This window comes from Lujinxingia sediminis (genome assembly GCF_004005565.1).
GTDB classification, from domain to species: Bacteria; Myxococcota_A; Bradymonadia; order Bradymonadales; family Bradymonadaceae; genus Lujinxingia; species Lujinxingia sediminis.
This window is the reverse complement of the sequence record NZ_SADD01000006.1, coordinates 90,515-115,824: the sequence shown is the minus strand read 5'-3', so window position 1 is coordinate 115,824 and position 25,310 is coordinate 90,515. Positions and strand designations below refer to the sequence as shown.

At 64.4% G+C, this 25,310-nt stretch carries 20 protein-coding genes; 11 read left to right on the top strand and 9 right to left on the bottom strand.

The annotated features are described in order from the left end of the window. Positions 1–26 precede the first annotated feature (26 nt). The 5 genes from EA187_RS12130 to EA187_RS12110 form a co-directional block, all read right to left on the bottom strand. A complete protein-coding gene (locus EA187_RS12130; RefSeq protein WP_127780414.1) occupies positions 27–1,664 on the bottom strand; it encodes a hypothetical protein in 1,638 nt (545 codons plus the stop codon). Beyond that, positions 1,664–3,361 carry a YncE family protein gene (locus tag EA187_RS12125; RefSeq protein ID WP_127780413.1) on the bottom strand — a complete coding sequence of 566 codons (1,698 nt, stop codon included), beginning with the start codon at positions 3,359–3,361 and terminating at the stop codon, positions 1,664–1,666. The genes EA187_RS12130 and EA187_RS12125 overlap by 1 nt, the downstream gene beginning before the upstream one ends. Beyond that, positions 3,361–5,076 carry a hypothetical protein gene (locus EA187_RS12120; RefSeq protein ID WP_127780412.1) on the bottom strand — a complete coding sequence of 572 codons (1,716 nt, stop codon included), beginning with the start codon at positions 5,074–5,076 and terminating at the stop codon, positions 3,361–3,363. The genes EA187_RS12125 and EA187_RS12120 overlap by 1 nt, the downstream gene beginning before the upstream one ends. A 270-nt stretch (positions 5,077–5,346) precedes the next feature. Next, the gene (locus tag EA187_RS12115) at positions 5,347–6,249 is read right to left on the bottom strand and encodes a hypothetical protein (RefSeq protein WP_127780411.1); all 903 of its coding nucleotides are present in this window, start codon (positions 6,247–6,249) and stop codon (positions 5,347–5,349) included. Between the two features lie 21 nt (positions 6,250–6,270). Next, positions 6,271–8,205, bottom strand: a complete 1,935-nt coding sequence (locus tag EA187_RS12110) for a serine/threonine-protein kinase (protein ID WP_127780410.1) — start codon at positions 8,203–8,205, stop codon at positions 6,271–6,273. Between the two features lie 579 nt (positions 8,206–8,784). Here EA187_RS12110 and EA187_RS12105 point away from each other — a divergent pair. Both EA187_RS12105 and EA187_RS12100 read left to right on the top strand, forming a co-directional pair. Beyond that, the gene (locus EA187_RS12105) at positions 8,785–10,038 is read left to right on the top strand and encodes a zinc metalloprotease (RefSeq protein ID WP_127780409.1); all 1,254 of its coding nucleotides are present in this window, start codon (positions 8,785–8,787) and stop codon (positions 10,036–10,038) included. A 44-nt stretch (positions 10,039–10,082) separates the two neighbouring features. Next, entirely contained in the window at positions 10,083–10,649 is a 567-nt protein-coding gene (locus EA187_RS12100) for a HEAT repeat domain-containing protein (protein WP_127780408.1), read from the top strand. A gap of 108 nt (positions 10,650–10,757) precedes the next feature. On the opposite strand, the gene EA187_RS12095 is transcribed toward EA187_RS12100, so the two are convergent. Then, positions 10,758–11,564 carry an outer membrane lipoprotein-sorting protein gene (locus EA187_RS12095; protein WP_127780407.1) on the bottom strand — a complete coding sequence of 269 codons (807 nt, stop codon included), beginning with the start codon at positions 11,562–11,564 and terminating at the stop codon, positions 10,758–10,760. 188 nt (positions 11,565–11,752) lie between these two features. On the opposite strand from EA187_RS12095, the gene EA187_RS12090 reads away from it, so the two are divergent. The 8 genes from EA187_RS12090 to EA187_RS12055 all read left to right on the top strand — a co-directional run bounded on the left by EA187_RS12090 (position 11,753) and on the right by EA187_RS12055 (position 19,635). After that, positions 11,753–13,891, top strand: a complete 2,139-nt coding sequence (locus EA187_RS12090) for a hypothetical protein (RefSeq protein WP_115605044.1) — start codon at positions 11,753–11,755, stop codon at positions 13,889–13,891. A 10-nt stretch (positions 13,892–13,901) separates the two neighbouring features. Beyond that, a complete protein-coding gene (locus EA187_RS12085) occupies positions 13,902–14,474 on the top strand; it encodes a TlpA family protein disulfide reductase (protein WP_164856227.1) in 573 nt (190 codons plus the stop codon). A 118-nt stretch (positions 14,475–14,592) separates the two neighbouring features. After that, positions 14,593–15,393 (top strand): 3-methyl-2-oxobutanoate hydroxymethyltransferase, encoded by an 801-nt coding sequence (panB, locus tag EA187_RS12080; protein ID WP_206524296.1) that lies wholly within the window; start codon positions 14,593–14,595, stop codon positions 15,391–15,393. A gap of 50 nt (positions 15,394–15,443) precedes the next feature. Continuing rightward, complete coding sequence (gene panC / locus EA187_RS12075) at positions 15,444–16,322, top strand: pantoate--beta-alanine ligase (protein WP_115605048.1); 879 nt, start codon at positions 15,444–15,446, stop codon at positions 16,320–16,322. A gap of 2 nt (positions 16,323–16,324) precedes the next feature. Beyond that, the gene (locus tag EA187_RS12070; RefSeq protein WP_115605050.1) at positions 16,325–17,032 is read left to right on the top strand and encodes a hypothetical protein; all 708 of its coding nucleotides are present in this window, start codon (positions 16,325–16,327) and stop codon (positions 17,030–17,032) included. Between the two features lie 144 nt (positions 17,033–17,176). Next, on the top strand, positions 17,177–17,803 hold the full coding sequence (locus EA187_RS12065) for a TetR/AcrR family transcriptional regulator (protein WP_164856226.1): 627 nt from the start codon (positions 17,177–17,179) through the stop codon (positions 17,801–17,803). A 32-nt stretch (positions 17,804–17,835) separates the two neighbouring features. Then, complete coding sequence (locus EA187_RS12060) at positions 17,836–18,582, top strand: electron transfer flavoprotein subunit beta/FixA family protein (RefSeq protein ID WP_115605054.1); 747 nt, start codon at positions 17,836–17,838, stop codon at positions 18,580–18,582. 87 nt (positions 18,583–18,669) lie between these two features. Beyond that, on the top strand, positions 18,670–19,635 hold the full coding sequence (locus EA187_RS12055; protein ID WP_115605056.1) for an electron transfer flavoprotein subunit alpha/FixB family protein: 966 nt from the start codon (positions 18,670–18,672) through the stop codon (positions 19,633–19,635). Between the two features lie 174 nt (positions 19,636–19,809). Here the strand turns inward: EA187_RS12055 and EA187_RS12050 are convergent, their stop codons facing one another. From EA187_RS12050 to EA187_RS12040, 3 genes are all read right to left on the bottom strand, one after another. Next, entirely contained in the window at positions 19,810–20,781 is a 972-nt protein-coding gene (locus EA187_RS12050) for a universal stress protein (RefSeq protein WP_127780406.1), read from the bottom strand. Positions 20,782–20,889: 108 nt separating this feature from the next. After that, on the bottom strand, positions 20,890–21,486 hold the full coding sequence (locus tag EA187_RS12045) for a hypothetical protein (protein ID WP_127780405.1): 597 nt from the start codon (positions 21,484–21,486) through the stop codon (positions 20,890–20,892). Between the two features lie 105 nt (positions 21,487–21,591). Next, positions 21,592–23,799: a spermidine synthase gene (locus EA187_RS12040; RefSeq protein WP_430687897.1), complete on the bottom strand. Its 2,208-nt coding sequence runs from the start codon at positions 23,797–23,799 to the stop codon at positions 21,592–21,594. A gap of 235 nt (positions 23,800–24,034) precedes the next feature. On the opposite strand from EA187_RS12040, the gene EA187_RS12035 reads away from it, so the two are divergent. Beyond that, positions 24,035–25,288, top strand: coding sequence for a hypothetical protein (locus EA187_RS12035; RefSeq protein ID WP_115605064.1), 1,254 nt, complete (start codon positions 24,035–24,037; stop codon positions 25,286–25,288). The last annotated feature ends 22 nt before the right edge of the window (positions 25,289–25,310 follow it).

Below are 25,310 nucleotides of genomic sequence, written 5' to 3'. Positions count from 1 at the left end.
CATCTCTACTTCAAAAGAAGTCAGGCTCATCGGCTGAGCACGCGCTGGCGCGTAACTTCAAAGAACGAGCGCGCCTGCGATGTTTGCAGATCGTCAGTGGGAATCACGGTGAGCGTGCCGCCGGCACCACCGTGATCGATCACCAGAAGATCCCGGGAGGGCATCAGCGCCACCGAGCGCGCCGCAAGATCGAGACTCGCGCTGCTGGTGCGACCGCTCTCAATCTCCAACCGCACCACCCCTGCGGCGTTCTCATAGACCCCGAAGGCCTCCCCCTCATGCACCACCACCCCGCTGAGCGTACCGGCGCCGCTAATGTAGCTGGCCCGACTCACGCTCAAATCGATCAGCGAAAACCCGGCGTTATGCGCCACAAGTACCCGCTGGAGTCGCTCGGCCTCATCGACCCACACATGCTGCGGCGCTGCTTGCAGGCGAATCGCCTCGACGCTCTTCCCGACCGTCGGGGTCTCACTGCTCAACGTGATGAGCTCCGGACGAATCATCGCCACCAGCGCATCGCTCGCGCTGTACGCCATCAAGCGCGCCTCACTGCCCGCACCGCTTTCGGCCGGCGTCTCAAAGCGCACAAGGTCCGTGGCCGCGCGCCCCAACGGTAGCGCAAAGGTATCGGACTCCCCGCTGAGCACATCGACCATCGTAAAGCGGGGCTGCGCCCCATCGATGGCAAAGAGCCTCCGCCCCACCCCCTCCAGATCCAGCACCTCAAAGCTCACGGGTCGCGCGCCGGCGTAAAGCTGATTGATCGCAATATCCAGACGACGGTTACTGTCGGCGCGCGCCGCCGGCTGCACCATGATCTGGGTAATGTCGCTGCCCACATCGGTCAGTACAAAGATGCTCACCGCGCCCGGCATCTGCGGGTCTTCCTCAACCACCACCTCCACCTGCACGGGTGTGCGAGGGGTGTCGGCCTGGCTGACCGTCAGCGGAATGGCGCGCAGCTTGTCGGCGGACTGTTCGGCGTCGAGATCCATCAGCGTGATCTCACTGGTCGAAAGCCCCAGCGCGATGCGGTACTCCTGGCCCTCAAGCTCAAAGGGCGGCGCAAAAACCACAGCGTTCGCGCGGCTAAAGAGCGTGAGCACTTCGGCGCTCTCGTCGGCCCCCTCGCGAAGATCCACAACCGCGACCTCATTGAGGTTACGCGCCTCATCGCCGCTCTGGTTGCCGGAGTGGCGTAGCACCATGAACTCCCCGTAAGGATCGCTGTGGGCGCGGTCGTAAGGGCTATTGAGCGCGATCGTGCGGGTGCCGCCCTCGACGAGGTTATGCAGACGAAGCTGCGGGGTTGCGCCGCCGCCGAGGACATAGACGCTCTCATCATCGCCAGGGGTATCGAGCACATAGACCTGGCTCAGTGTCTTCACCCGCTCGGTAGTGAGCTCGCCGGCGAGCGCCTCTCGGGTCGGTTCCACCCTGATCAGTTCCGCGCGAGACGCATCGTAATAGACCAACTGCTCGCCGACCTGAAGCGGACCAAAGGTACTCCGGACCTCGGTCCAGGGCTGGGGCTCCATCGGGCCGCAGCCCGTGGTCATCAGCGCAAGCACCAGCGCCGCAAGCGCCGGGGCCAGAGGGTTGAACGTCTGCATCACAACCTCGATTGCCGCGCCGGGCGGCGTCTTCTTGAACGTCATCATCAAAAAATCCCCGAGTTAAGCTGATAGCCCGTCACCGTCTGGCGCTCACCGGTGGCAGCCTCCACAAAGGTGATCCGCCCCTGGGGGTGCACCTGGTTGACGTAGACGCGTCCGCTCCCTGGAATCAGCCCCATATCATCGGGAAGCGCCGAGAGCCTCAGCACCTCGCTGCGGAAGCTACCGAGGTTGACGCGCACAATCTCGCGGTGTGCCAGAAGCTCCGCCGCACCAGGTGTCGGGTTCTCGTAGCTCAGGTACACAAACGCGTCGCCGACGTCGGGGGCGAAGAGCACTGCCCGCGCGATCGCAAGCTCGGTGAGCACCAGCCGAGTCTGATGGCTGGCGATATCGAGCACCGAGAAGGCGTGGCTTCGCTCCACAAACTCGGGGTCGGCCGGGGTCAACCCCTCTCGGGAGCCGGGCCGACGCGGGTGAATCACCAGAAAGGTCTTGCCAACTTCATCCGGCAGCACCCCGCGCACTTCTTTCTCAAAGCGCACCGTACTGAGTTCCCGGTCGGCCATCGCCACCAGCACCCCGCGCGTTTCCTGCGGGTTGGTGGTAAAGGCCATCGCCACCGAGGCGTCGTCGCTTAAGACCACCGAGCCCAGCCCGGGCACCGGAAGGCTCAGGTAGGAAAAGCCCTCGGAGTCCAAAAAGGCGTCGTCGGCGAGGGGCGGCACAAAGGTAGCGTCGACCCAGACCCCGCGGGCCTCCTGGTCGGCGCGGGCGGTCTCCAGCCCCCGGGGGAGCGTGATGGCAAGCAGGCGGTCCGCCTCACTGAGCGCGAGCACAAGGGTCGCTTCGGCAAGCGCGGCGCCGGTGGGAGGGGCGCCCAGCGCGATCGCAACCGGGGAGCCCTCGCTTAAATCACTCACAAAGAGAAAGGGCTGCGAGGGAGTCCAGGCCACCAGCGACTCGCCCTGCGGGCCGAGATGCAGCCGGAGCTCGGCCGGGTCTACGGCCTCAAATCCGGGCGGGGTCAGCGGGCGGGGGGCAACGAAACGATCGCTCTCAATCGCCGCCAGCTCCAGCACGCTGACCCCGTCGTCGCTGATCACCAACGCGCGCTCGCCAACCTCGTCGAAGAGCACCTGGCGCACCAGAAAGCCCACTGCCACATCGAAGCTGCCCGCTTCGCTGACCACCGTGATGGCCGAGAGGTCGCCGGCCGGCCCCGGCTCGGAGCTGTCGTACCAGGCCACTCCGAAGCGCCCCGACGCGGTGGCCTGCAGGCGGTTGGCATGGGGGAGCACCGGCACATGAAGGCTCTCCTCACCATCCGGGTCGAGCAGCGAGACGGTGTGATCCCCTGCGTTGAGAACCATCACCCGGGCATCATCGCCGGCGCCCTCCACCGGCGCGACCACCTGCGTGGGCGCCCGGCCCACCGGCACCCCCTCGATCTCCAGGCTCTGGCTGTCAATGATCGCCACCGCATCGAGCGTTTCATTGGCGACATAGACCTTATCGCCCACGATCGCCGGCTGCGAATACGTATAACTCTCGGGCACCTCCGGCAGCGGGGGACGAGGTTCACCGGGGTCTTCACCATCGCCGGGCGGCTGGTAGTTGCCCCCGGCGTCAGCATCGTTGGCCCCGCCGGAGGGGGCTTGTGAATCTCCGCCGCACCCTGCCGAAGCAAACAACGAAAGCGCTAAAACCATCAGCAGAATCGAGCACTTACGACCTCGCATCACTGCACCTCCGCGTTGAGCTCAAATCCGCTGACTGTGCGCTGGGTGCCCGTCTCAATGTCGAAGAAGGTCACGCGCCCCTGGCCGTCCTCCTGGGTCACAAAAACCTGATCGGCGACCACCCCGATCTGCGCCGGGCGCCGAGGGACCGGCAGAACCTCCACGGCGAAGGTCTCCAGGGAGATTCGCACCACCCCGAAGTTTGCGCCGCCCTCATTGGCCAGCATCCCGTAGAGCCAGGTGGGCCCTGCCATAGACTCGACCATCAGCACCGACTGCGGCTCAGCCTGAAGCACCACCGGACGCACATAACCCGTGGCGAGGTCCCACAGACTGAGCCCGTGAGCGTAGCGAAAACGATCCTCCCAGCTTGCGCCCCCCGCAGCGCTTCCCGGTTGCGCGCGATGGACCACCACGGCGGTCTCACTGTCCGGTGAGAGCGCCAGTGTTCGAATCTGGTTGCGCAGCGCCACCGTCTGCACCTGGCCCGTGCCCACATCAAGCAGCCCCACACTCGGAATCGGCGGCAGGGTCGAGAAGACCAGCAACGACTGCTCATCCGGCGTCAGCCGCGCGATGCCCGCCTCCACACCCTCGACATCAATGAGCTCCACGAGGGTTGCGGCCGCCTCATCGCTCTCGGCGGCCATCACCTGGTCGAGATCAAAACGCCCCACCTGCCCCCGCTCACGCATCGCGAAGAGCACTTCGCGGCGAAGCTCTCCCTCAACCTCCCGCTCCAGCAACTCCACATCGGTGGGAACTCCGGGAAGCGGCAGCATGCGCCGGGACGCTACCGCGTGTTCCTCAACCGCCAACTCAAAAAGACCCAGGCCGGCAAGCTGCGAACTTCGCAAAATCATGCGGGAGGCGTCGGCACTAAACGCGGCTTCCTGATCGCGAGGCGGAAAGTCCTGCGTCGCCGCCCCCAGGTCGAGGGTGGGCACAAAGGCGTCGGCCTTGATATCTTCAAACTCAATGCGGCTGATGCCCTCCTCGCCCACGATAAAACCGAACCTGCCGTCATCGCTAAACGAGAGCGATTCGATACGACGCGTCACCGAGAGCTGGTACGCCTCATCCTCCCCAGGCGCATCACCCAGCGCGATGAGCGCCATCGTCTGCAGCGAGACCGCGCTCCCCTGGGTGGGCAGCGGCAACTCCGGGTCAATATACGCCAGCGCATAGCGACCGCCGGGGGCCACCGCCAGCTGGTTGACCTCACGGGGTACCCGCACCACACGCACGTCCGGGCGTTCACGCGAATCACGCATATCGGCGCGCACGATCGCCACCGTCGAAGTGCCCTCGCTCCACACATAGGCCACCGCCCCTGCCCCTTCGACCTCGGCGGCGACGATCGCCTGGGGATTGAGTCCCACGCGAATCGGCTCCACCTGAAACGTCTCCCCGTCGATCAATGCGACCTGATCGCCGTCTTCGCGACCGGTGGGCACAAAGATGTAGCGGTCGGTGGCGGCCACCCTCTCCACGATCTGCTCTTCGATTTCGGCGGGCGGCTCCGCCTCACCATCGTCACGATCCGGCTCCTCCATGCCCGCGTCGGAGTCGGCACCGTAGTCGGGCTGCTCGTCGCCGCCGGGGAGTGTCTCATCGAAGTTGTCGGAGTCGCCGCAGGCCACCGCAGCGCAGAGCGCCAGGACGCTCAAAAGTCGCAGCGCCGCAGGGGTTACGAGCCTTAAAGGGTATCTCATCGTCGCCTCAGTCTCACCGCAGACATCGCCCCTGCGCTCCCAGCGAGCACGGGTCCCAACACGAGCAAACGCACGTCACTCGTCGTCCGAAACACATCTTTGCAAAGGGTAGGCCACAGCCTCTTCGCGACGCATCGGCGCGCGCTCTTCGCTCCAGAAACGCACATACAGGCGCAGCGCCACACCACAGCTGGATGAAGCGCTATCCCCTGAGTTTGCGTGTCGCGATGCAGGAAGCTGCGTCGTCAACGAGCGACGCTGCGGCTCCTCTCAAAAGCGCAGCCGAAGCCGGGCCCCTGCGCTCTGCGGGCCCACCTCGGGCATCACCGTCAGCGCCGGCGCTTCGTCCGAGCTCTGCATCACCACCCAGAGGATCCCGCCGACGGTGGCCAGACCGCTGAGCGCGTAGAGCGTCGGCACGCCCCAGCGCGCCGTCGCCACACTGTCCGAGAGCTCCTCGTACCGTGCCCGATCGATGCCTTCGGCGGCGACCTCCTGCAGCTCCTCAACATCGCCGCGGCTGCTCAAATACCAGGCGCTCGCGCCCACAATCCCCACCACCCCGCCGGCCGTCAGTACCCAACCGCCCACCGGAGCCCCACCCACCTCGGGTGGCGCTTCAATCGCCGAGCTCGCGGCCGAGCTCGCGGCCAAACTCTGCGCCTGAGCCTCGCGCTCGGTCTGCGCCCTGCCCAGACGCTCCCAGAGCGCCTCGCCCTCCCCGGCGAGCTCCTCGTCCCAGTGCGACTCGCCCAACGTGAGCTGCTGGCGGGCCTCTTCCAGCTCCCCGGCCTCCAGCGACGCACTGGCAAGCACCAGGGAGCAGTCCGCGTAGACCGCCGCGAGGTCGAGTTCATCTTCGGCGGTCGCCTCCCCGCTGGCTTCAAAGCCCTGCGCAAGTTCCATCGAACGGTCGCAGTCTTCGATCAGATAGCGCGCGATCATCTCGTTTTTCAGCAGGATCGGCTGCGGATACGCCGCGTACGCCTCCCGATAGGTATCGGCGGCCTCTTGAAGCTGCCCGGCGTCATACTGCTCCTGGGCCTCGGCGCTCAGGCGCAACATCTCCTGATGCGCGTCCCCTTCCTGGGCCCAGGCCGTGGTTGAGGACACCATCACCAGGCTCCACCCCAGCGCCAGCGCGGCGATACGCAACTTCGTTTGGCTCGGCATATCCATGTTTCCTCTTCTCGCTCAGCGCCGCGGCAGACTCAGCCGGGCCGGCTCTTCATTGGACTCGGGTTCTTCGTCGTCATCCCTGGTGATGCGACGGGTGCGGTTGAGGCGAAGGCGCGCCGGCTCCTGAGGCGCCGCAGCTTCGGGCGCGCTGGCCGGCGCGGCCGTTTTGCCCGAGGAGGCGCGCCGCACAGGTTCAACCTCAACCTGCGCCTCGCTCTCCTGGCGAGCACCAACCACCTCCTCGCCGGCCCCCACCTCGCGCTCCGAGCTATCGTCGGCGCGGCCGCTATCGTCGGCGCGGCCGCTCCCATCGCCCGGCAGACCCTCCTGCGGGGCCGCATGGGGCTCGGTCGCCGCATCATCCGGCGCACCCGGAGCAACGCTGGCGGCAGATGCCTCATCACCTTGTGCAGAGCCGGCCTCAGCACCTTCCTCAGCCTCATTGCTTCCGAATGCGCCCTCGCTCTGTGCCTGCGAAGACTGCGCTTTGGAAGGCTCATCGAACGCCCCTGTCGCACCGAGTTCTGCGCCCTCATCGGGCTCACCGCCCATCCCAGCCACCACTCCGACCAGAACCAGCACGACCACACCGATGGCGGCGATCAGGAGCATCACGGTCTTGCGCCGTGTGGCGTCGGTCTCCTCCGACCAGGTCTCGGGAGCCTCGCGAGGCGCGGCGCTATCCCCGGTCGCCAGGCCACCAAGACCGGGCTGCTGACGGGCCGTCTCCACCGCAGCAGATGCTCGCGACGACGCCCCGGATGCTCCGCTATCGGCGGGAGGCATGGTCGGAGCGTTCGCCCTGGACGACGAAGCCTGAGCCTCATTGTGACGCTCACCGACCTGTGCGGCGCCACCGACGTCTTGAGACGAGGCGCCCGGCCAGCGTTCCGGCGAAGCCGCCAGAGTGGGCGCGTGACCAAAGGCCAGTTCGGTGGCGTGGGCAGCCGCGATCGGGTCGGAATCCGGCGTCTCCGGCGCGGTCTTCTCCCCGCCGGCCATCACCGGCGTGCCTTCGCGCAAGTCAGCCACCCCACCTACATGAGTCAGCGCTGTGACTTCGCCGGGCTCCACCACCACACGATCGAGCGCTTCGCGAAGCTCGGTGCAGCTTTCGAAACGATCCTCGGGAGCCTTCTGCAAACAACGCATCACAATCTGACGCAGCTCCTCAGGAAGACCGCTGCGCACCATCGGCGGCACCTCCTCATTGAGGTGCAGCATCACCGTCTCAATGGGGGAGTCCGCCAGAAAGGGAAGCCGCCCCTCGATGAGCTCGTAGAGAATCACGCCGATCGAGTAGATGTCGGTGGCAAAGCTGATGTTAAGCCGCGCCCGAATCTGCTCCGGGCTCATATAAGGAGGCGTGCCAAACATCTGCCCCATCTTGGTCAGCCGGCTCTGCTCCCCGGTCTCCACGTCATCTTCTTCAGCGATGCGCGCGATACCGAAGTCGAGCACCTTCACCTCCAGCTTCCCGCTGTCGGCGATCGTCACCATGATGTTGTCGGGCTTCAAGTCGCGATGAATGATCTTCTGGCTGTGGGCGTGCTCGATCGCCGCGACCACCTGCCGCCCCAGTTCGAGCACATCGTCGATCGCCAGCTTCTGCCCGGCCCACTTCTCCAGCGAGCGCCCCTTCACATACTCAAAGACCGCGTAGAGCGCTTCCAGCTCCGGCTCCAGGCCGAACTCATAGAGCATCACGCAGTTGGGGTGGCTCAGCCGGGCGATCGCCCGCGCTTCAGTCTCAAAACGACGTCGAATCGACGCGTCCGAGGCCAGCGCGCGGTGCAGCAGCTTGATGGCCACCTCCCGCTCAATCGTCTTGTGGCGCGCCAGGTACACCGCACCCATGCCGCCGGCCCCCAGCTCGCGCTCCAGCAGGTACTTGCCCTCAATGAGCGTCCCTACCAGGGAGGGGCTCTCTGTCTCGGGAGGATGAGTCATCAGGTCATGTCTCGGGGGGGCTGCGGGCTCGGCGCCCGGGGGGGCTCCGGGTCGCGTGGTGCTATAGCGTGGCGTCACGCCCTACGGCCCGGGAAAGCTACGATGTGATTTTGCATGTTGAAGTTGCAAAGTAAAGTTACAGCGCGGTGCATCGATCTTTCTCATCTCACACTCGGCGTCCGCACCTGCCTCGCTTCACATATGCCGGGGGGAGACTCACAACGCAGCGCGCGCTTCGCACGTTGCGATGCAGCAGCCGTGCCATCCGCTTCGCTCCCCCAACTCTAGCGCAACTTTGGCGTGAACGCCCCGTCAATGTCGCTGTCTCCCCCGATCCACGGCGGGGTAGAGAAACCACACCCCGGACATCTTTGTCCGGGCATGTCTCACCGCCTCATCCCCCCTTGAGACCCGCCAGCTTGACCCTCTGAGGAGCGGTCATTATGCTCCGCTGCCGTCAGCTCCAAACCTGCTGATCGATGTGTCCTCGGTTTCGCCCGCGCGACCTTCTCTGCCTCAGAGCAGGGATCTGGCCGTCGGGTGCAGGCTTTCACAGATCTTTATGCCTTCGGTTTTTTCATGGTTCCCTCCGCCTCATTCCCCCGTACGACCCGGCTGCTTCTGGCCGGACTGTGCTCGACGCTTCTTCTGGCCTGCGACAAAACCGCCCCCACCGAAGAGCCGATCTTCGTGATCGAAGAGCCCGATCCACTCCCGGACTTCTGCGAAGGTTACACCGCGCTCCCCATCGATCGCGATGCACTGGCCCAGGTTCCTCCGGGGGATGTTGCCACCGTCAAGCTCGTCGATCGTTTCGAGGTGGAGCATCCGGGCGGCTTCAGCGAAGAGCTCTGCTTTTCGGTGCCCGAGAACATCCTCTCGCTGGCAGTGACCATCGAAGGCAGCGACCGCCTCACCTACGCCCTCAACGGCTGGCAGGGTCCCGATGGCTTCGAGATCGTTCGCGAAGGCTGGAACTCCCAGGGACAGGGACTCTGCGATACCAACTGCAACAACCGCATCTACGCGCGCATCGGGGCGTTCGCCGCGCTGGCCCCCAACAACCCGGCCAGCCGCGTTGAACCCGGCCGCCACATTCTCTCCGTAGAAGGCCGCTACTCCAGCAGCCCCTTTGCCGCCCCGCAGCCTCGCGACGGAAACGTCAAAGTCACCATCCACGCTCGCGTCGTCGGCGATGAAGTGCCCGAGACAGCCACCCTGGATCTTAACCTCTTCTTCAGCGGCTCCGACGGCTGGACCGCCGAAAGCGCCCCGACTGACCCCGGGTTTCAGCAGGTCCTCGAAGAGTTCGGCGAGATCTACGCCCAGGTGGGCGTAGAGATTGGCGAGGTCGCCTACCTTGATGTCGATGAGGAATTTCAAGACATCGAAGACATCATGTCGGGCACCGGTGACTTTGCCGAGCTTTTGAGCAACTCGGTGCGCGCGCCGCTCGATGGTCCGAGCATCTTCTTTGTCGATCGCCTGCGCAGCATCTTTGATGGAGGAGGCGGTGGCGTCCTGGGTATCGCCGGCGGCATCCCGGGCCCGGTTCACATCAAAGGCACCATCGCCAGTGGCGTGGCCGTGATGAGCCACCAGATCCCGGGCGGCCCGCCCGTCGCTCACATCTTCGCCCACGAGCTGGGCCATTATATGGGGCTCTTTCACACCTCCGAGCAGAACGCCTTCGGCGGCCCCCAGCTTCACGACCAGCTGCCCGATACCCCTCAAAATGACGAGAGCTACCTGATGCACGCCACCGGCGGTGGCGACATTCTCTCGGAGTGGCAGGGCATCGTCATCCGTAACAACCCCTGGGTGAAAAACTGAGACGGTCGCACCTCGCACGCTTTCTGTACGATCTGGAGAACTTTATGCGCAGCATTCTGACATCGATTCTACTGGCGCTGACGCTCGTAATGGGCGCGGCCTCCCCAGCCATCGCCCAGCACAACCACGCGCTGGAAGCCGACGCCAACTTCGACGACTTCCTCAACACCATTGATGCGCTCCCCACCCCCGAGGTGCTTGAGCGCTTCCCCGACGCCGAGACGCGCCTGCTGGACGTGGCTACCGACGCCGAGGCGACCGTCTTCAGGCGCTGGCGCGCCACCTCCATGCTCTCGAATTTCAACTCCCCCGAGGTGCGCCAGGCGCTGATCACGCTGACCGAAGCCACCGATGACGACCTGCGCGGCATGGCCCTGCTCGTCCTGGGTGCCGGCTACCTGGAAGGCGGCAACGCCGAGGTGCTCGCCACCATTGAGGCACGCCTGAGCGATGACGACGCCTCGGTGCGTGCCGACGCGGTCCGCGCCCTGGCCTACGGTCACGGCCCGCAGATCACCGAGCGCCTGGAGCGCATCGCCGCCGGCGACGATGTTCGCCAGGCGAAGATCGCCACGCGCGCGCTGGCCAGAATGGGCCACAATCCGCAATAAACAAAAGCACTTAGCATCACAAAACCGCACCACCCCAAAGAGGCACCCGTCATCACGCGGGTGCCTCTTTGCGCTTGATGCCACGCTCAACGCCGCGCACGACCATGCTCAACTCTTATCGCGATACTGACGCGCCTGACGGCGCATCCCCTGCTGCGTGAAGATCGCATCGTCGATGGGCACATCGAACTGAAGCTCCTCGTAGACCATCCGGGTAAACTCGCCGGGAGCATCAGCCGGTCGCACCTCCACGCGATGGGGGATCGGTCGACCATCAACCTCCTTGACGTCGCTAAACGTGATCGTCCGCACGGCCTCCTCTCCATCGAAGTAGACCGCCTCGATGGGCGTCCACTCCCGGGCGTCGAGCGCGTATTCGATCTTCGAGTAGGTCACCGGCGCACCCTCGCGTGGGACCATCGTCGCCGTGAGCACCCGCTCTCCATCGCGCTCTCCCCAGGCAAGCTCGACCTCGAAATCGTCTTCATAGCTCGTCTCACGCACCAGGTCATCGTTGGTGAGGTGACTGCCCATCCAATCTTCGGAGAGCATGCCCGAGGGCACCCGCATCAGGCGGTCGGCCCGGGGCGCGTAGTTCCAGAGCCCCTCGGAGGTGCGCAACGTGGCGGTGCCCGCCTCCCGGGCCGGACTGGTGATCACGAAGAGGCCGCGCTCCTCTCCCTGGCTAAAACCCTGCACGCTGAGCTCTCGCTCTCGCTCCTCGCGCTTGATCGTCATCGTCATTTTCGACTCGGCGCTCGCCGAGCGATAGAGCTTATCGAGATGTGCGTTGACCTCTTCGACCGAGGGCAACGCGTCCTCCGTCTCCTGGGCGTTGCCTGCCCACGGCATGATCAACGCCACACACAACGCGGCGATCCCACTGCGAACCCTGGTTCTGATGCGCTCCGACATAAGCCCTCCCTTACCTCTGCAGCATGGACGATGTTTCAATCGTGCACATTTCAAAGGTAAGCGCCAAAGCCCCGGCTCCGCGCCAAACTTGTAAAGTCCGCACTCACCTGCCTATAATCTGACCCCTTGCGAATTGATTCACACCGCCATGTCGCCCTGTATCGGCGGCTTATAAAATGGACGATCCCATGGTGAAACGCTCTCTACTGCTTCTCTCCGGCGTGGTGCTCCTGGCCGCCTGCAGCGACGACGTCGTCGAAGGCCAATGCGATCCCGGTCTGACCGCTAACCCGGTCACCGGCGAATGCGTCGCTCGCCAGTGCAATGAAGGTCAGCGCTACAACCCCGTCGACGGCAGCTGCGTTGATGTCGGCGACAATCCCGACAATCCCGACAATCCCGACAATCCCGACAATCCGGACGACGGAGAAGATCCCGACTACGATCCGGATTGCCCCTTCTTCCAGGATTGCGACTCCGAGGAGCCCGCCCCCTGGAACCCACCGTCTGATGGGTCCTACGACCCCTTCGAGCCCCAGGACCCGGCAACGGCCACCTACCACAGCTGTGAAAGCGGCGATGTAGGCCCGATGAGCGCGCCGCAGTTTGTCCTGCATCGCGCCGGCGACTACCTCTTGGCCGTGGGCCGTGGCACGGAAGTTTCTCCGCTGACCTTCTTCGACCGGAGCCCCCACGCCCACGTGCTCGAAGAAACTGACCAGGGCTATGCGGGCTTTATCGTCTCGATCAACCCGCGCGCGGGCTTCACCACCGCCACCGACATGGCCTACTGGCTCAGCGACACCATCAGCGCCATCCCCGGCTACGATGAGTCCGCGCGCGAGGGCGCCGGTCGCACCTACCGCACCCACGACGGCTACAACGCCTCGGTGATGAACCACGTGCGCATCCCCACCGCCGATACCCCGGGTGAGGCCCGCGACAAGATCCTGGCCTCGGTCTTCGGCATCGGTGCTTCCGACCTGGTCTATGAGTTTGATGAGACCTCCTCCGCCGACGACTCCGGCCTTCACCTGAGCTACAAGACGGTGATGCGCTCCTCGCAGCAGGTCATCATCGTCGGCGGCATCACCACCCAGAGCCGCTACGACCAGCCCGATCATGCCGCGCGCTTCGCCATCGAAGACCTCGCCGGCGGCACCGCCCTGGCGATGGCCGGCGAGACGATGAGCGATGAGTGCGTCTCACTGACCCTGCGCGACACCACCGAGGTGGACATCATCATCTCGATGGACGCCTCCGGCTCCATGAGCTCGGTGCAATCCGCGCTGACCGGCTTCACCCAGGAGTTTACCACCCTGCTCAACGAAGCTGGCGTCGACTGGCGGGTCGGAGTGACCGGCGTCGACTGCAACGCTATCCAGGAAGATGAGGAGCTCAGCTACGACTTCCGCTCCCTCTGGCCTGGCCCGGATGAAGGCGTCGATCCGCCGAACATTCCCGGCATACCCAACATTGATATCGGCGGTCCCTGCCGCCCCCCCTCCGGTATTGGCGGCATCGGTGGAGGCGGAGACGGTAATAACGGCGCACTAATCGGTGGCGGTTTCACCCGCGATCCGCAGGCGATCGCCGATCGTCTCAACGACGTCTCTGGTGCCGGCAACGAATACACCCTGACGATGGGCATGGCCGCCATCGATCGTTCGCTGCCGCGCACCCAGGGCGCTGTCGACAAAATTCGCCCCAACGCCCAGATCATTCTGGTGACCGTCACCGATGAGCGCGAAGAGCTCGTCGGGCAGATGATCTCGGGTATGGGCGACTCGATCAGCTCGTCGACTCAGGCCGAACTTGAGCTCTTCCTCGATCCCTGGCTCGGGTGGCTGGCTCGCCCCGACGTCGGCGCGATCGTCTACGGCCTGCACTGGATCCCCGGTCAGTCCTGTGCCACCGCTGAGCAGGGCTCGGTTGCTCACGGCATCCAGCACGTCGTTGAGCAGACCGGCGGCGCGGCCGGCTCGGTCTGCCAGCCCGATGTCACCGAGACCTTCCGCGACATCGCCAACGCCACGCGCGACCTCTCCAGCGGTCTGCGTCTTGTGGGCAACCCCTACGCCAGCTCGGTCAACGTCGACGTCACCGACCTCGATGGAAACTTCGAGCGCTCCATTCCCCGCAGCGCCGCCGATGGATTCGATCTGGACACCGCCTACAACAGCCTTATGTTCTACGGTCCAAATGTCCCGGAGACCGACCAGCGCGTCGTCGCTCCCTTCCTGCGTTGGAACCGCAACGTCATTCCCTGTGGTGAAGACGCCGCCTGCCCGGGCAGCAAAAAATGTGTCCTGGGCCGCTGTGGGTAACGAGTAAATCTTGAGCACGTCCACCGCCTCACCCGACGCCCCATCGCCCTCACCGACCCGCTGGCAACGCCTGCGAGCGACCTGGTGGGGGCGATGGGGCATCGATCTTCTTGTGCTCGCCATCATCTTCTGGGCCATCACAAGTTTTCAGACCCGCGATCTGATCGAGCGCGACACCCCGGCGCCTCCGGCCACACTCATCAACCTGGCCGACGGCTCAGAGCTCAAACTCGACGACCTTCAGGCCGATCGTACCCTGATCTACTTCTGGGCGACCTGGTGCGGGGTGTGCAAAGCGCAGTCCTCGGTCATCTCGGCGATGCACCGCCACGCCGAGGGTCGCGACGATGTCGACGTCATCAGCGTGGTCATGGACTGGAGCGACCGCGAGTCGCTGCGCGCCTTCGTCGCCGAAAACGACATCGACTACCCCGTCTACCTGGGCACAGACGCGCTGGGCAAAGGCTTCAACGTCAGCTCCTACCCCACGATCTATGTCGTTGATAACGAGCGCCGGGTTCGCCACAGCATCATCGGCTACACCCCACGCATCGGCCTCTACGCCCGCCTCCATCTGCTCTGAGTCGAGCCGCAAGCCCCATTGACCCCCGCAGAGCCCGACCGTAGGATGGCCGCCAGTTAGGCCCCCCTGGTCGCCGCGCTCTTCGCGCGGCGTTTGCTTGTTCAATGAGGCACGACGTATGGCCCGCCGAAAGACCACCCGCGATCTTCTCAAAACCTACCGCCAGCAAACCCCGCTGACGATGGTGACCTGCTACGACTACACCTTCGCCCGTCTGGTGGAGAAGTCCCCCATTGACATCATCCTCATCGGAGACAGCCTCGGTAACGTCATCCAGGGCCAGGACACCACCGTACCGGTGACCCTCGACGACATCATCTACCATACCCGTGCGGTGATGCGCGGAAACCACTCCGCACACATCCTGGCGGACATGCCCTTTATGAGCTACCAGGCCTGCGCTGACGACGGCCTGCGCAGTGCTGGCCGCCTGCTGAAAGAAGGCCTTGCCCAATCCGTCAAAGTCGAAGGAGGGGAGGAACTCGCCCCGATGATCGCGCGCATGACAGGCGCGGGCATCCCGGTCTGCGGTCACCTCGGACTCACCCCACAATCGGTGCACGCCTTCGGCGGCTTCCGCCTCCAGGCCACCGACGAAGAGGCCGCCAACCGTCTGCTTGCTGACGCAAAAGCCCTGCAAGACGCCGGCGCCTTCATGATCGTGCTCGAGATGGTCCCCTCCGAGTTGGCTGCACGCGTCACCGAAGCTCTGGAGATCCCCACCATCGGCATCGGCGCCGGCCCCCGCACCAGCGGCCAGGTCCTGGTGCTTCAAGACATGCTTGGCATGAACACCGACTTTAAGCCGCGCTTCGTCAAACATTTTGCGAGCCTTGAGGCCACCGTCGTCGACGCACTGACCGCGTACGCCGACGAAGTTCGCCAGCGCAGCTTCCCCGACGACGATCACTCCTACTGAACGCCCGATGCCGCGCCATGGGCGACGAGCACTTTTTGTAAGGATCTGCCGTGGAGATCATCTCCAGCATCAGCGAGCTGCGCGAAGCCAGGAGCGCGCTCAAAGGCACCGTCGCCCTGGTGCCCACCATGGGGTATCTGCATGAGGGGCACCTCTCCCTGATGCGCCAGGCTCGCCAGCGTTGCGACCACCTCATCGTGAGCATCTTCGTCAACCCCACCCAGTTTGCCCCCGGCGAAGATCTCGACCGCTACCCGCGCGACCCGGACGGCGACGCCGAAAAATGCCGCCAGCTCGGCTGCGAACTGCTCTTTATGCCGGAGGTCGCGCAGATCTACGCTCCCGACCACAGCACCCGTGTGGAAGTGCAGGAGCTCGACCAGACCCTCTGCGGCCCCAACCGCCCCGACCATTTTGTGGGTGTGACCACCATCGTCACCAAGCTCTTCAACCTCACCGCTCCCGATGTCGCGGTGTTTGGCGAGAAAGACTTTCAGCAGCTGGCCATCGTGCGCAAGATGGTCGCTGACCTCAACGTTCCGGTCGAGGTCGTCGGTGTGCCCACCGTGCGGGAGCCCGACGGGCTGGCCCTCTCCAGCCGCAACCGCTACTTAAGCGACGAAGAGCGCCGTCAGGCCCCGGCCATCGCCCGCGCTCTGGTCAGCGCACAGCGCGCCTGGCAAGGCGGGGAGCGCAGCGCCGCAAACCTTTTGGAGCGCGCCAACGCCGAGCTCTCTCAGGCCACCGCCCTGCGCCCGGAGTACATGCAGCTCGTCCACCCCGACACGCTGCGCGCCTACGCTCCCGAGGACGACTTAAGTCAAAAACCAGCTCACCTGGCCATCGCCGCGCGTCTGGGGCAGACTCGCCTCATCGATAACCTGCGTCTGGACCGCCCCCTGCCCCCCGGCCCTCTGGAGACGATCTGATCATGCCCACGCGCCTGCCCCACGCCCTTCTCATCGCCACCCTCACCCTGAGCGCCTCCGCCCTGCTGGGAGCCTGCGGCGATGACCCGGCTGAAGTCGCCCCGCAAGCTCGCTGCGCCGAAGACGATCTGAGCGCGTATGTCCGCGCCACCATCGAAGGCGCTGAAAGCACCACGCAGATCGACCTTCCCCGCGCCACCATCGAAGGTGCGATCAGCTCCGATGGCATCCTCGTCAACCTGGGTGCTCGCCCCCTTCCTGACGGCAGCGGCCAGGCCGATCTGATCCTCAACCTGGCCGACAGCCGCAGCAACGAGAACCTCATCGACGCGCTCAGCGACCGCACGCAGGAAGCCCCCGTTATCCTCCGGGTCGTTGACGCCACGGAGGCCGTCACCGGCAGCGAAGGCCGCACCGACGTGGAGCGCTTTGAGTGCACGGTCGACCAGGACACCATCTGCGTGCAGCTCGGCTACGACGTCAACGAAAACGAAACCCTCGATGACGACGATCGCTTCGTCTACCACGGAGAGGGCGGCACGGTGACCATCGAGAGCTTCGATAACCGCACCACCACCATGCGCGCGAATTTTGAGCTGACCCTGGGCCAAAATATGCTCGGCTTTCAGGACACCTCCTCCGGCAGCCTGGCCGGCTGCCTCAAGCCGCGCTACTCCCTGGGCAGCGGCGGACGTTACCCCCTTGAATAAAGGGGCCAGGGCACGTGCGGCGAATCGCCGCGCGCGCGTTCCAGATGGCCACCTTGACAGCATCTAAAGGCGTGACTAAAAAACTGAATGGGCATTCATTCAGCGTCTCTCACGCCCGTCCATCCCTTACGAGATCTGGTCTCTATGGCAGATTCTGAAAAGCAGCGCGGCAGCTCCGAGAAACGCGAGCGCATCTTAGAAGGCGCGCTGCGTGCGTTTGCCAAAAAAGGCTTCTACAACACCCGCGTCTCCGAGATCGCCAGCGAGGCCGGGGTCGCCGACGGTACGATCTACCTCTACTTCAAGAATAAAGATGACCTGCTCATCTCCCTCTTCGAAGACCGCATGGAGTGGATCATCGCTCGCCTGCAGACCGAGCTCGACGCGGTCGATGGCGGAGTGATTGAGCGCATCAAAGCCTTTGTGCATCTGCACTTCCGACTGGCCGTTGAAGACCGCGATCTGGCCGAGTTCATCACCGTAGAGCTGCGCCAGAGCTCAAAGTTTGTCAAAGAGTATAAAAACCCCAAGTTTGCCGATTATCTGAAGATCCTTCAGAGCCTGATTGACCAGGGCCAGAATGAGGGCATCTTCCGCACCGATCTGGACAGCAGGCTTGTCGGTCGCGCGCTCTTCGGCGCGCTCGACGAAGTCCTCTTGCAGTTCACCCTATCGCGCAGCGCCCCCACCGACGTCAGAGACGAGGCCGAACAGATCTCGACGATGATCATCGACGGGCTGATCGTGCGCGAACACCCCACGATGGATTAACCACCCTTACTCCCTATTTTAGGAGGCTGAACGTGAAGATTCTCACGACTGTTAAGCGGGTTACCGACCCGGACATGAAGGTCAAGATCAAGCCCGACCAGAGCGGCGTTGTCACCGACGGCGTCGAGTACAAGATGAACTCCTTCGACGAGTACGGCGTCGAGGAAGCCATCAAGCTCAAAGAAACTCACGGCGGCGAGATCGTGGTCGTTTCGGTGGGCCCCTCGGCGGCCACCAAAGAAATCCGCACGGCGATGGCCATGGGCGCCGACCGCGGCATCCTGGTCGAGACCGATGAAGATCTCGACAGCGACGCGGTCGCCCGCGTGCTCGCTGAGGTCATCCGCCGCGAGTCCCCCGACATTGTCGTGATGGGCAAGCAGGCCGTCGACAGCGACCGCAACCAGACCGGTCAGATCCTGGCATCCTACCTGGACTACCCCCAGGCCACCTTCGCCTACAGCCTGGAAGTTGCCGATGGCTGGGCCACCGTGGGCCGCGAAGTTGACGGCGGCACCGCCACCAAGCGCGTCAAGCTGCCGGCGATTGTCACCGCCGACCTGCGCCTCAACGAGCCGCGCTACGCCAGCCTCCCGGGCATCATGAAGGCCAAGCGCAAGCCCCTGGAGACCCTCACCCCCTCCGACCTGGGTGTGGACACGGCCAACAAGGTCAACGTCCTTCTCTTTGAAGCCCCCGAAGAGCGCGAAGCCGGCGAGATCGTTGAGGATATCGATACCCTCATTGACCGTCTCAAGAACAAGGCCAAGGTCCTCTAAGACGCTCGCCTCCCCTGGCCGCTGGTGCCGGGTGATGCGTCGCAAGGATCTCCACTGGTTTTTACCTTTTGCATGTGAGGAACCCCCATGGCCAACGTACTCGTTGTCGCCGAACATATCGACGGGAAGCTTCGTAAAGTGACCCTCCCCACCATCACCTTCGCCAGCCAGGCTGCAGCCCTGACCGGCGGTGAGGTTCACGTGCTCGTGCTGGGCAACGGCGTCGACGCCGTTGCTGGCGAAGTCGCCAAATACGGCGTGAGCAAAGTGCACTACGCCAACAGCCCCGTCTTTGAAAACTACCTGGCTGAAACCTACGCTCCGGCCGTGGTGAAGGCTGCTCAGGCCATCGGCGCCACCGTCGTCGCCGCCCCCTCGAGCACCACCGGCAAAGACCTGTTGCCGCGCGTGGCTGCCAAACTCGACGCCGGAATGGTCTCCGACGCCATCGCCGTCTTCGACGACGGGGGCATCAAGTTCCGCCGTCCGCTCTGGGCCGGCAACGTCCTGACCACCGTCGAAGTTGTGACCCCGGTCAAGGTCGTCACCGTGCGCACCACCGACTTCGAAGCCCCCGCCGAAGGCGACGCTGCTGCCGTCGAAGCGTTTGACGCCGGCGTGGCCGCCTCCGACAACGCGGAGTTCGTCTCCTTCGATCAGGTCAAGAGCGAGCGCCCCGAGCTTACCGACGCGGCTGTGGTCGTCGCCGGTGGTCGCGGTCTCAAGTCTGGCGAGAACTTCCAGATGATCATGGACCTGGCCGATACCCTCGGCGGTGCCGTCGGCGCCAGCCGCGCTGCCGTCGACAGCGGCTACGCCCCCAACGACTGGCAGATCGGCCAGACCGGTAAGGTCGTCGCCCCCGACCTCTACTTCGCCGTGGCCATCAGCGGTGCCATCCAGCACCTGGCCGGCATGAAGGGCTCCAAGACCATCGTGGCGATCAACAAAGACGCCGACGCCCCCATCTTCCAGGTCGCCGACTACGGCCTGGTGGGCGACGCGTTCGAGATCGTCCCGGCACTCACCGAGAAGCTCAAGTCCATCGTGTGATGTGAGCTTTAAGCAGGCGGCGTTGAGCCGCCTGCTGCGAACATCCTCAGGATGTTCCGCAAAACAGGTCGCCCGCAGCTAAAGGCAGCCATAAAAAAACCGCGCTCCGACCGGAGCGCGGTTTTTTATGTCTCACATCGGTCTTCGAAAGACCTTCTCACAGACTGACGTCCATTAGTCGTCGCGGGTCAAGGGCGTCGTCTGCGCCGCCGGCGGCACCACCATCACATGGCAACTCGCCCGACGCGCCACCGCCTCCGCGACCGATCCCAGACCGCCGCCTCCAGCACGGGAGCGCGCTCCAACCACCACCAGATCCGCATCACTCTCGTAGGCGCGGCGCACGATCTCGGAGGCCGGCTCCCCACTCTCCACCCGCGTATTATCGGTGAGCTTGCGGGCCTGATCGCGTTGCGGGAAGGGAACCTCCACCGCCTCAATCGTTCGCTCAAAGAGCGCCTCGATCTTGCCCTTCAGACGCCCGCGGGCCTGACGTTCATCGAACTTAACCTGGCTCTTTAAAAGCCCGGCGCTGTCGGCGGCCAACGGCGAGGGCAGCACAAAAAGAAGTTCCAGCCCGCACCCGTGCTGCAAGGCCATGCCCAGCGCCACCTCCAGCACCCCGGCACTGCTCGGCTCCAGATCGAGCGCCACTACGATTCGCTTGAGTTGTGGACGCGGATCATGCTGACGCACCAGAATCACCGGCCTGCTCGACGTCTGCAACACGCGACGCGCCGTCGCCCCGAGCCCCTCCGAGACAAGCCCGCTCTCGCCATAGGCCCCCATCACAATCGCCTCGACGTCAAAGCGAGACGTCCACTCGCCGACCACCTGGCGACTCGGCCCGATCTCGACGACCGGCTCCGAGACCAGACGACGGCGCAGCTTATCATCGAGCTCAAAACGACGTTCAAGCTCTGCGCGGGCCTCCTCGACAAGCTCGGCCTCAAAGGCCCGGTCGTCTTCGCCGAGCGCCGCATAGGGGAAGAGCACCCGACGCATATAGGGAGCCATCGGCTCCAGAGCATGTCCCAGCTGCACGCGCGCCGGATTCTCACCGCCCAGCGCCTTTGCAAGCGCCAGCGCGCTGCGACTGAAGTTGGAAAAGTCCAGGGGGACCAACACCTGTTCGACGCGGTACATCTATACTGCCTCAACGCTTGCGCCGCCTTAACATCAGGCGGCGCAGCCTCATTCGTTGCTGGAGATCCGCGCGCATCCAGCGCGCGGGCGGCCTATCAGGCCAGACGCTCAGAGCTGATCGAAGGTATCCGGCTGACCATCACCGGAGGTATCCCAGCCGATACGCGCCCGCTCGCCATTTTCGTAATACTCCCAGACGTTGGGTCGGCCGTCGCCGTCTTCATCGCGCTCGACGCGAAGCAGACGCTCCTCGCCGTCGTAGAACTTCTCAATGGGGAAGGTGCCATCAAAGCCCATCGTCAACTTCCGACGAGTCACCTTGCCCTTCTCGTAGAAGGTGATCATGTCGATGCGACCGTCGAGATCCAGGTCCATCTCTTCTTCGATGACCTCTTCAGCCTCATTGTAGTGCTGCCAGAGGTCGACCTGCCCGTTAAAGCTCAGGTCGCGCTCCACCCGCACCACTCGCTCCTGCGCATCGCGCAAAACCCACTGATCGGGAGTATCATCGCCGTTGAGATCGGCCAGCTCCGGGGTGAGACCGGCACGCGAGAGGTTGCCTCCGCGAGCGCGCTGCTCACTGAGCGTGGCAGGCCCCTCATCGACCACCTCGGCCTCTTTGGAGCCGGCACAACCGAGCGCGCCCCCGAGGATTGTGGCCCCGAAGAGCACGATCACGAGCAGCTGTGGGAAGGGCTTTTTCAAGCGTCTCTCGCTTATCTACAGGGTGATCGATGGCACCGTACACAACCCCCGCCTTCTAGCAGATGGCCGGGTCGAAGACAACGGCCCGGCCACAGAAGGCAGTGTTCAGCGCCGCCAGGCGCTGAGCACGTTGGCGTGGTCATCCGTCCACACCAGCGCGGGCCCGGTGGAGGGCCGCCAGCTTGCCTCAAGCGCCTCCAACACCTCGATCTTCGCCGCATCGTTCGTCATCACAGCCCAGGTCGAGCTCTGCCGTCCACCGGCGAGCTGAGCGTCGCTCAATTCCAGATCATCCCAGAGGCGCAGCTCAAGCCCATGGGCCTCGGCCAGGCCGCGCAGCACCGGCTCCAGATCGAAATAACGATTGGAGATATGCACCGCCAGAACCCCGCCCGGCTGCATCTTCTCACGGTAAAGACCGAAGGCCTCCACCGTGAGAAGATGAATGGGAATCGCATCGGAGCTAAACGCATCGACGATCATCATGCCGTAGGGCTCCACCTCGTCCTGCTCCAGCTGAATCCGAGCATCGCCCACCACAAAACGCAGCTCCCGGGCCTGCGAGCGCGTCACCGGACCGAAACGCTGCGCCACCTCCACCACCGTGGGATCGAGCTCATAAAAAGTCATCGCGTCGGTGGGGCGCGCATAGCAGGCGTGCGCCCCCAGGCCCAGCCCCAACACCGCAATACGCGGCGAGAGCGCCGAGCGCTGGTAGAGCTCAACAATCGCCCCGGTCGGCCCCTCGGGATGGTAGTAGGCCAGTGGCGAACAGCCCGCCTCGTCTTTGATGACCTGCCCGTGCACCGTGCCCCCGTGCATCATCTGGTAGAGCTCGGGCGTCTCCACCATCTGCACCGTCCCGAAGAAGGAGCGCTCCTTAAAGACCACCTGCCCCAGCGTACCGCCAAAAAACGACGTCGCCACCAGCACCCCCATCAGCCCCAGCCCCAGCCTGCGCGGACGCTCGACCTGACTGTAAGCCACCACCGCCGGAATCCCGAAGAAGATCACTGCCGTGGCCTGGCTCATCACCACATCAAGGCGCTCCAGCGTCACCATGCTCACCACCATCAGCGCAGTCGCAACCCCCGGGGCGGCCTGTTTCCACCGGCGCTCCGGATCAGCCCTGTCGGCAAACGACTGCGGGCGCAACGCACACGCCACAATGATCATCAGCGGGTATTCCCAGACCCGGTCAAAGACCATCGGCGCCACAAGCGAGTTGAACACTCCGCCCAGCAAGCCCCCGATCGACATGTAGAGGTAAAAACTCGTCAGGTGCCTGGTCGCCGGCCGCGCCGCCGCCAGCCTCCCGTGCACCATCAGCGCCGCCAACCCAAAGAAGAGGATGTGCAGCGGCAAAAGCAGCCACGCCGGATGCGTCGCCCCCATAATCCACGCCACCAAAAGCGCCGTGCCAATCAGGCTCATCACTCGCCCGATCCCCGAGAGGTTCAGGCGCCAGGCCGAAAACACCACGATGAACGAGCCGGTGTAGAGCGCCAGAGGAATCACCCACAGCAGCGGAAACGCCGCCACATCGGTGCTGATATACGTCGTTACCCCCAGCATCAGACTGGAGGGCACAAAGGCATAAAGCGTCCACAGCCCCTTCTGCCCTGCGTTCACCTCAGGCGTACGCATTGCCCCGGCGGCCGCCGGTGCCACGTCAGCCGCAGGCACAGTTTCTGATACGGGTGCGGCCCGATACCCCGGTGCCCCCTTGAGTGTGACCACCCCGCACACCACGAGCAGCAGCACCAACACCACAAAGCTCCCGCTCCACAGCGAGGCCTGTGCGCTCACCCCGAACACCGGTTCCACCAGCAGCGGATAGCCCAGAAGCGCCAGCAAACTCCCCCCGTTACTCGCTGCATACAGAAAATAGGGGTCGGAGGAGCGCCGGTGATTCAGCCTGGCAAACCAGGCCTGAATCAAGGGTGAGGTCGTCGAGAGCGCCAGAAAAGGAAGCCCTGCGCCAAGCCCCAACGCCGCGAGCAACCAGAGGTTCGGGTAAGCATTCAAAAGCGGACTGCTGAGCGCCATCCGATCCATGCTCAAGGGCAGCGCCACCAGCGCCACAACAAGAAGCACGCCGTGCAAAAGAAGCTGCGGCAGTGCCCGCAGACGCGACACCCCGTGGGCCCAGAGGTAGCCCAACAGCAACACCGCCTGAAAGAACATCATGCAGGTGTTCCACACCCCGGGGGTGCCTCCCAACGAGGGCAGCAGCATTTTGCCGGCCATCGGCTGGACCATAAAGAGCAAGAGCGCGCTCAAAAAGATCGTGAGTGTAAACAAAAAGACCACATCAACCTCGCCAGCCCCACTCGGGGGACGCCCTCTCTACCGGCACCAACCTCATCGGATTCGACACGCAGACTAGAGCCCCGCCCCGCCCCCGTCGAGCCTATCGCGCACTCGATTGTTTGCGTCACGTCCCACACTGTACTACAACCACGAAGATACCCTCGGACCGCCGCGCGCCAGCCACCACGATCTGATGTCCCTCGCACCTGCGCGCGCATCTTCTCTGGATTTTCTTATGAACCTCCACCCCCGCTCGCTGTGGCCTCTAGCCACTACTCTCCTTCTGCTCGTGCTCTCCGGTTGCGGCATCGACTTTGAGGCCCGACAGCAACAGCCCGGTCAGGAGTGCCGCTTCGACGACGACTGTCTCGAAGGGCTGGTCTGCACCCAGCGTCGCTGCCGCCCGACAAGCTCGCTCGACGCCGACCTTCCCGACGCTGACCTTCCCGACAGCGATGAGCAAGATAGCGATCTTCCGGATGCCGACCTTCCGGACTCCGATGTGCCGGATAGCGACATGCCGGACATCTTCGAGCCCGACAGCGACATCATCCCCGGAACCTGCAACCAGGGCGATCGTACCTGCGCCGATGAGCAAACCTCACTGCGCTGCGACGTCGCCCCCGACGGTCAGACGGTGTGGGTCCCGGTCCACTGCGCCGACGACGAGTTCTGCGCCGGAGAGCGTGGCGAGTGCCTGCCACGGGAGCAGGCCCCCTGCTGTGAAGATGGCTGCGGCGACAACCAGATCTGCAACGAATGCCAGTGCATCGACATCGATCCGCGGGTCTGCACCTTCCAGGACCAGCCCTGCGAGGTCGAAGGCCAGGTCACCAACGGCTATATCTGTACCAACCTGGAGGGCGAGGGCGAGCTGACGTGCCTGGGCATCTGCACCGGCGATCGCTCCAACCCCTCGTCGAGCTGCCCGGCACCCAACACCTACTGCTACATCGAAGAGGGCCAGTCCAACGGCGTCTGCCTCTCCAACTGTGAGCGCGGCGATCGCTGCGCCACCGACGACATGACGTGCGTGGCCTATGAACACGACGGGGGCTATGGCCTCTGCGTCCCCACCAGCGATGACAATGAGATTGGCGAGGAATGCGACGAAGATGAGCCCTTCAGCTGCGCCGACGGAGCTATCTGCGCCCAGGGCATCTGCCGCGCCTCATGCCGCCCCTTCGGAAGTTATGGCGACTGCGATGGCGAGGATGTTTGCCTTCCGGCCGGCCCCAATACGGGTGTGTGTATGAACCCGGGCCCCAATGCCAATGCCTCGGCCAATGACCCCTGTGACACGTCTGCATTAACCTGCGGTGAAGACGCGCTCTTCTGTGTTGAGGGGAGTTTTGAGCCCAACGCCGACGGGGTCTGCCTGCAGTTCTGTCGACTCAATGCCGACGACTGCACCGACGGCTCCCCCTGCGTTCCGGCGGGCGGCGACCAAAATGAGATTGGCATCTGCCTTGTCCTGGGCGGCCTCTAAGCCATCGCAGGCATCCAGACAC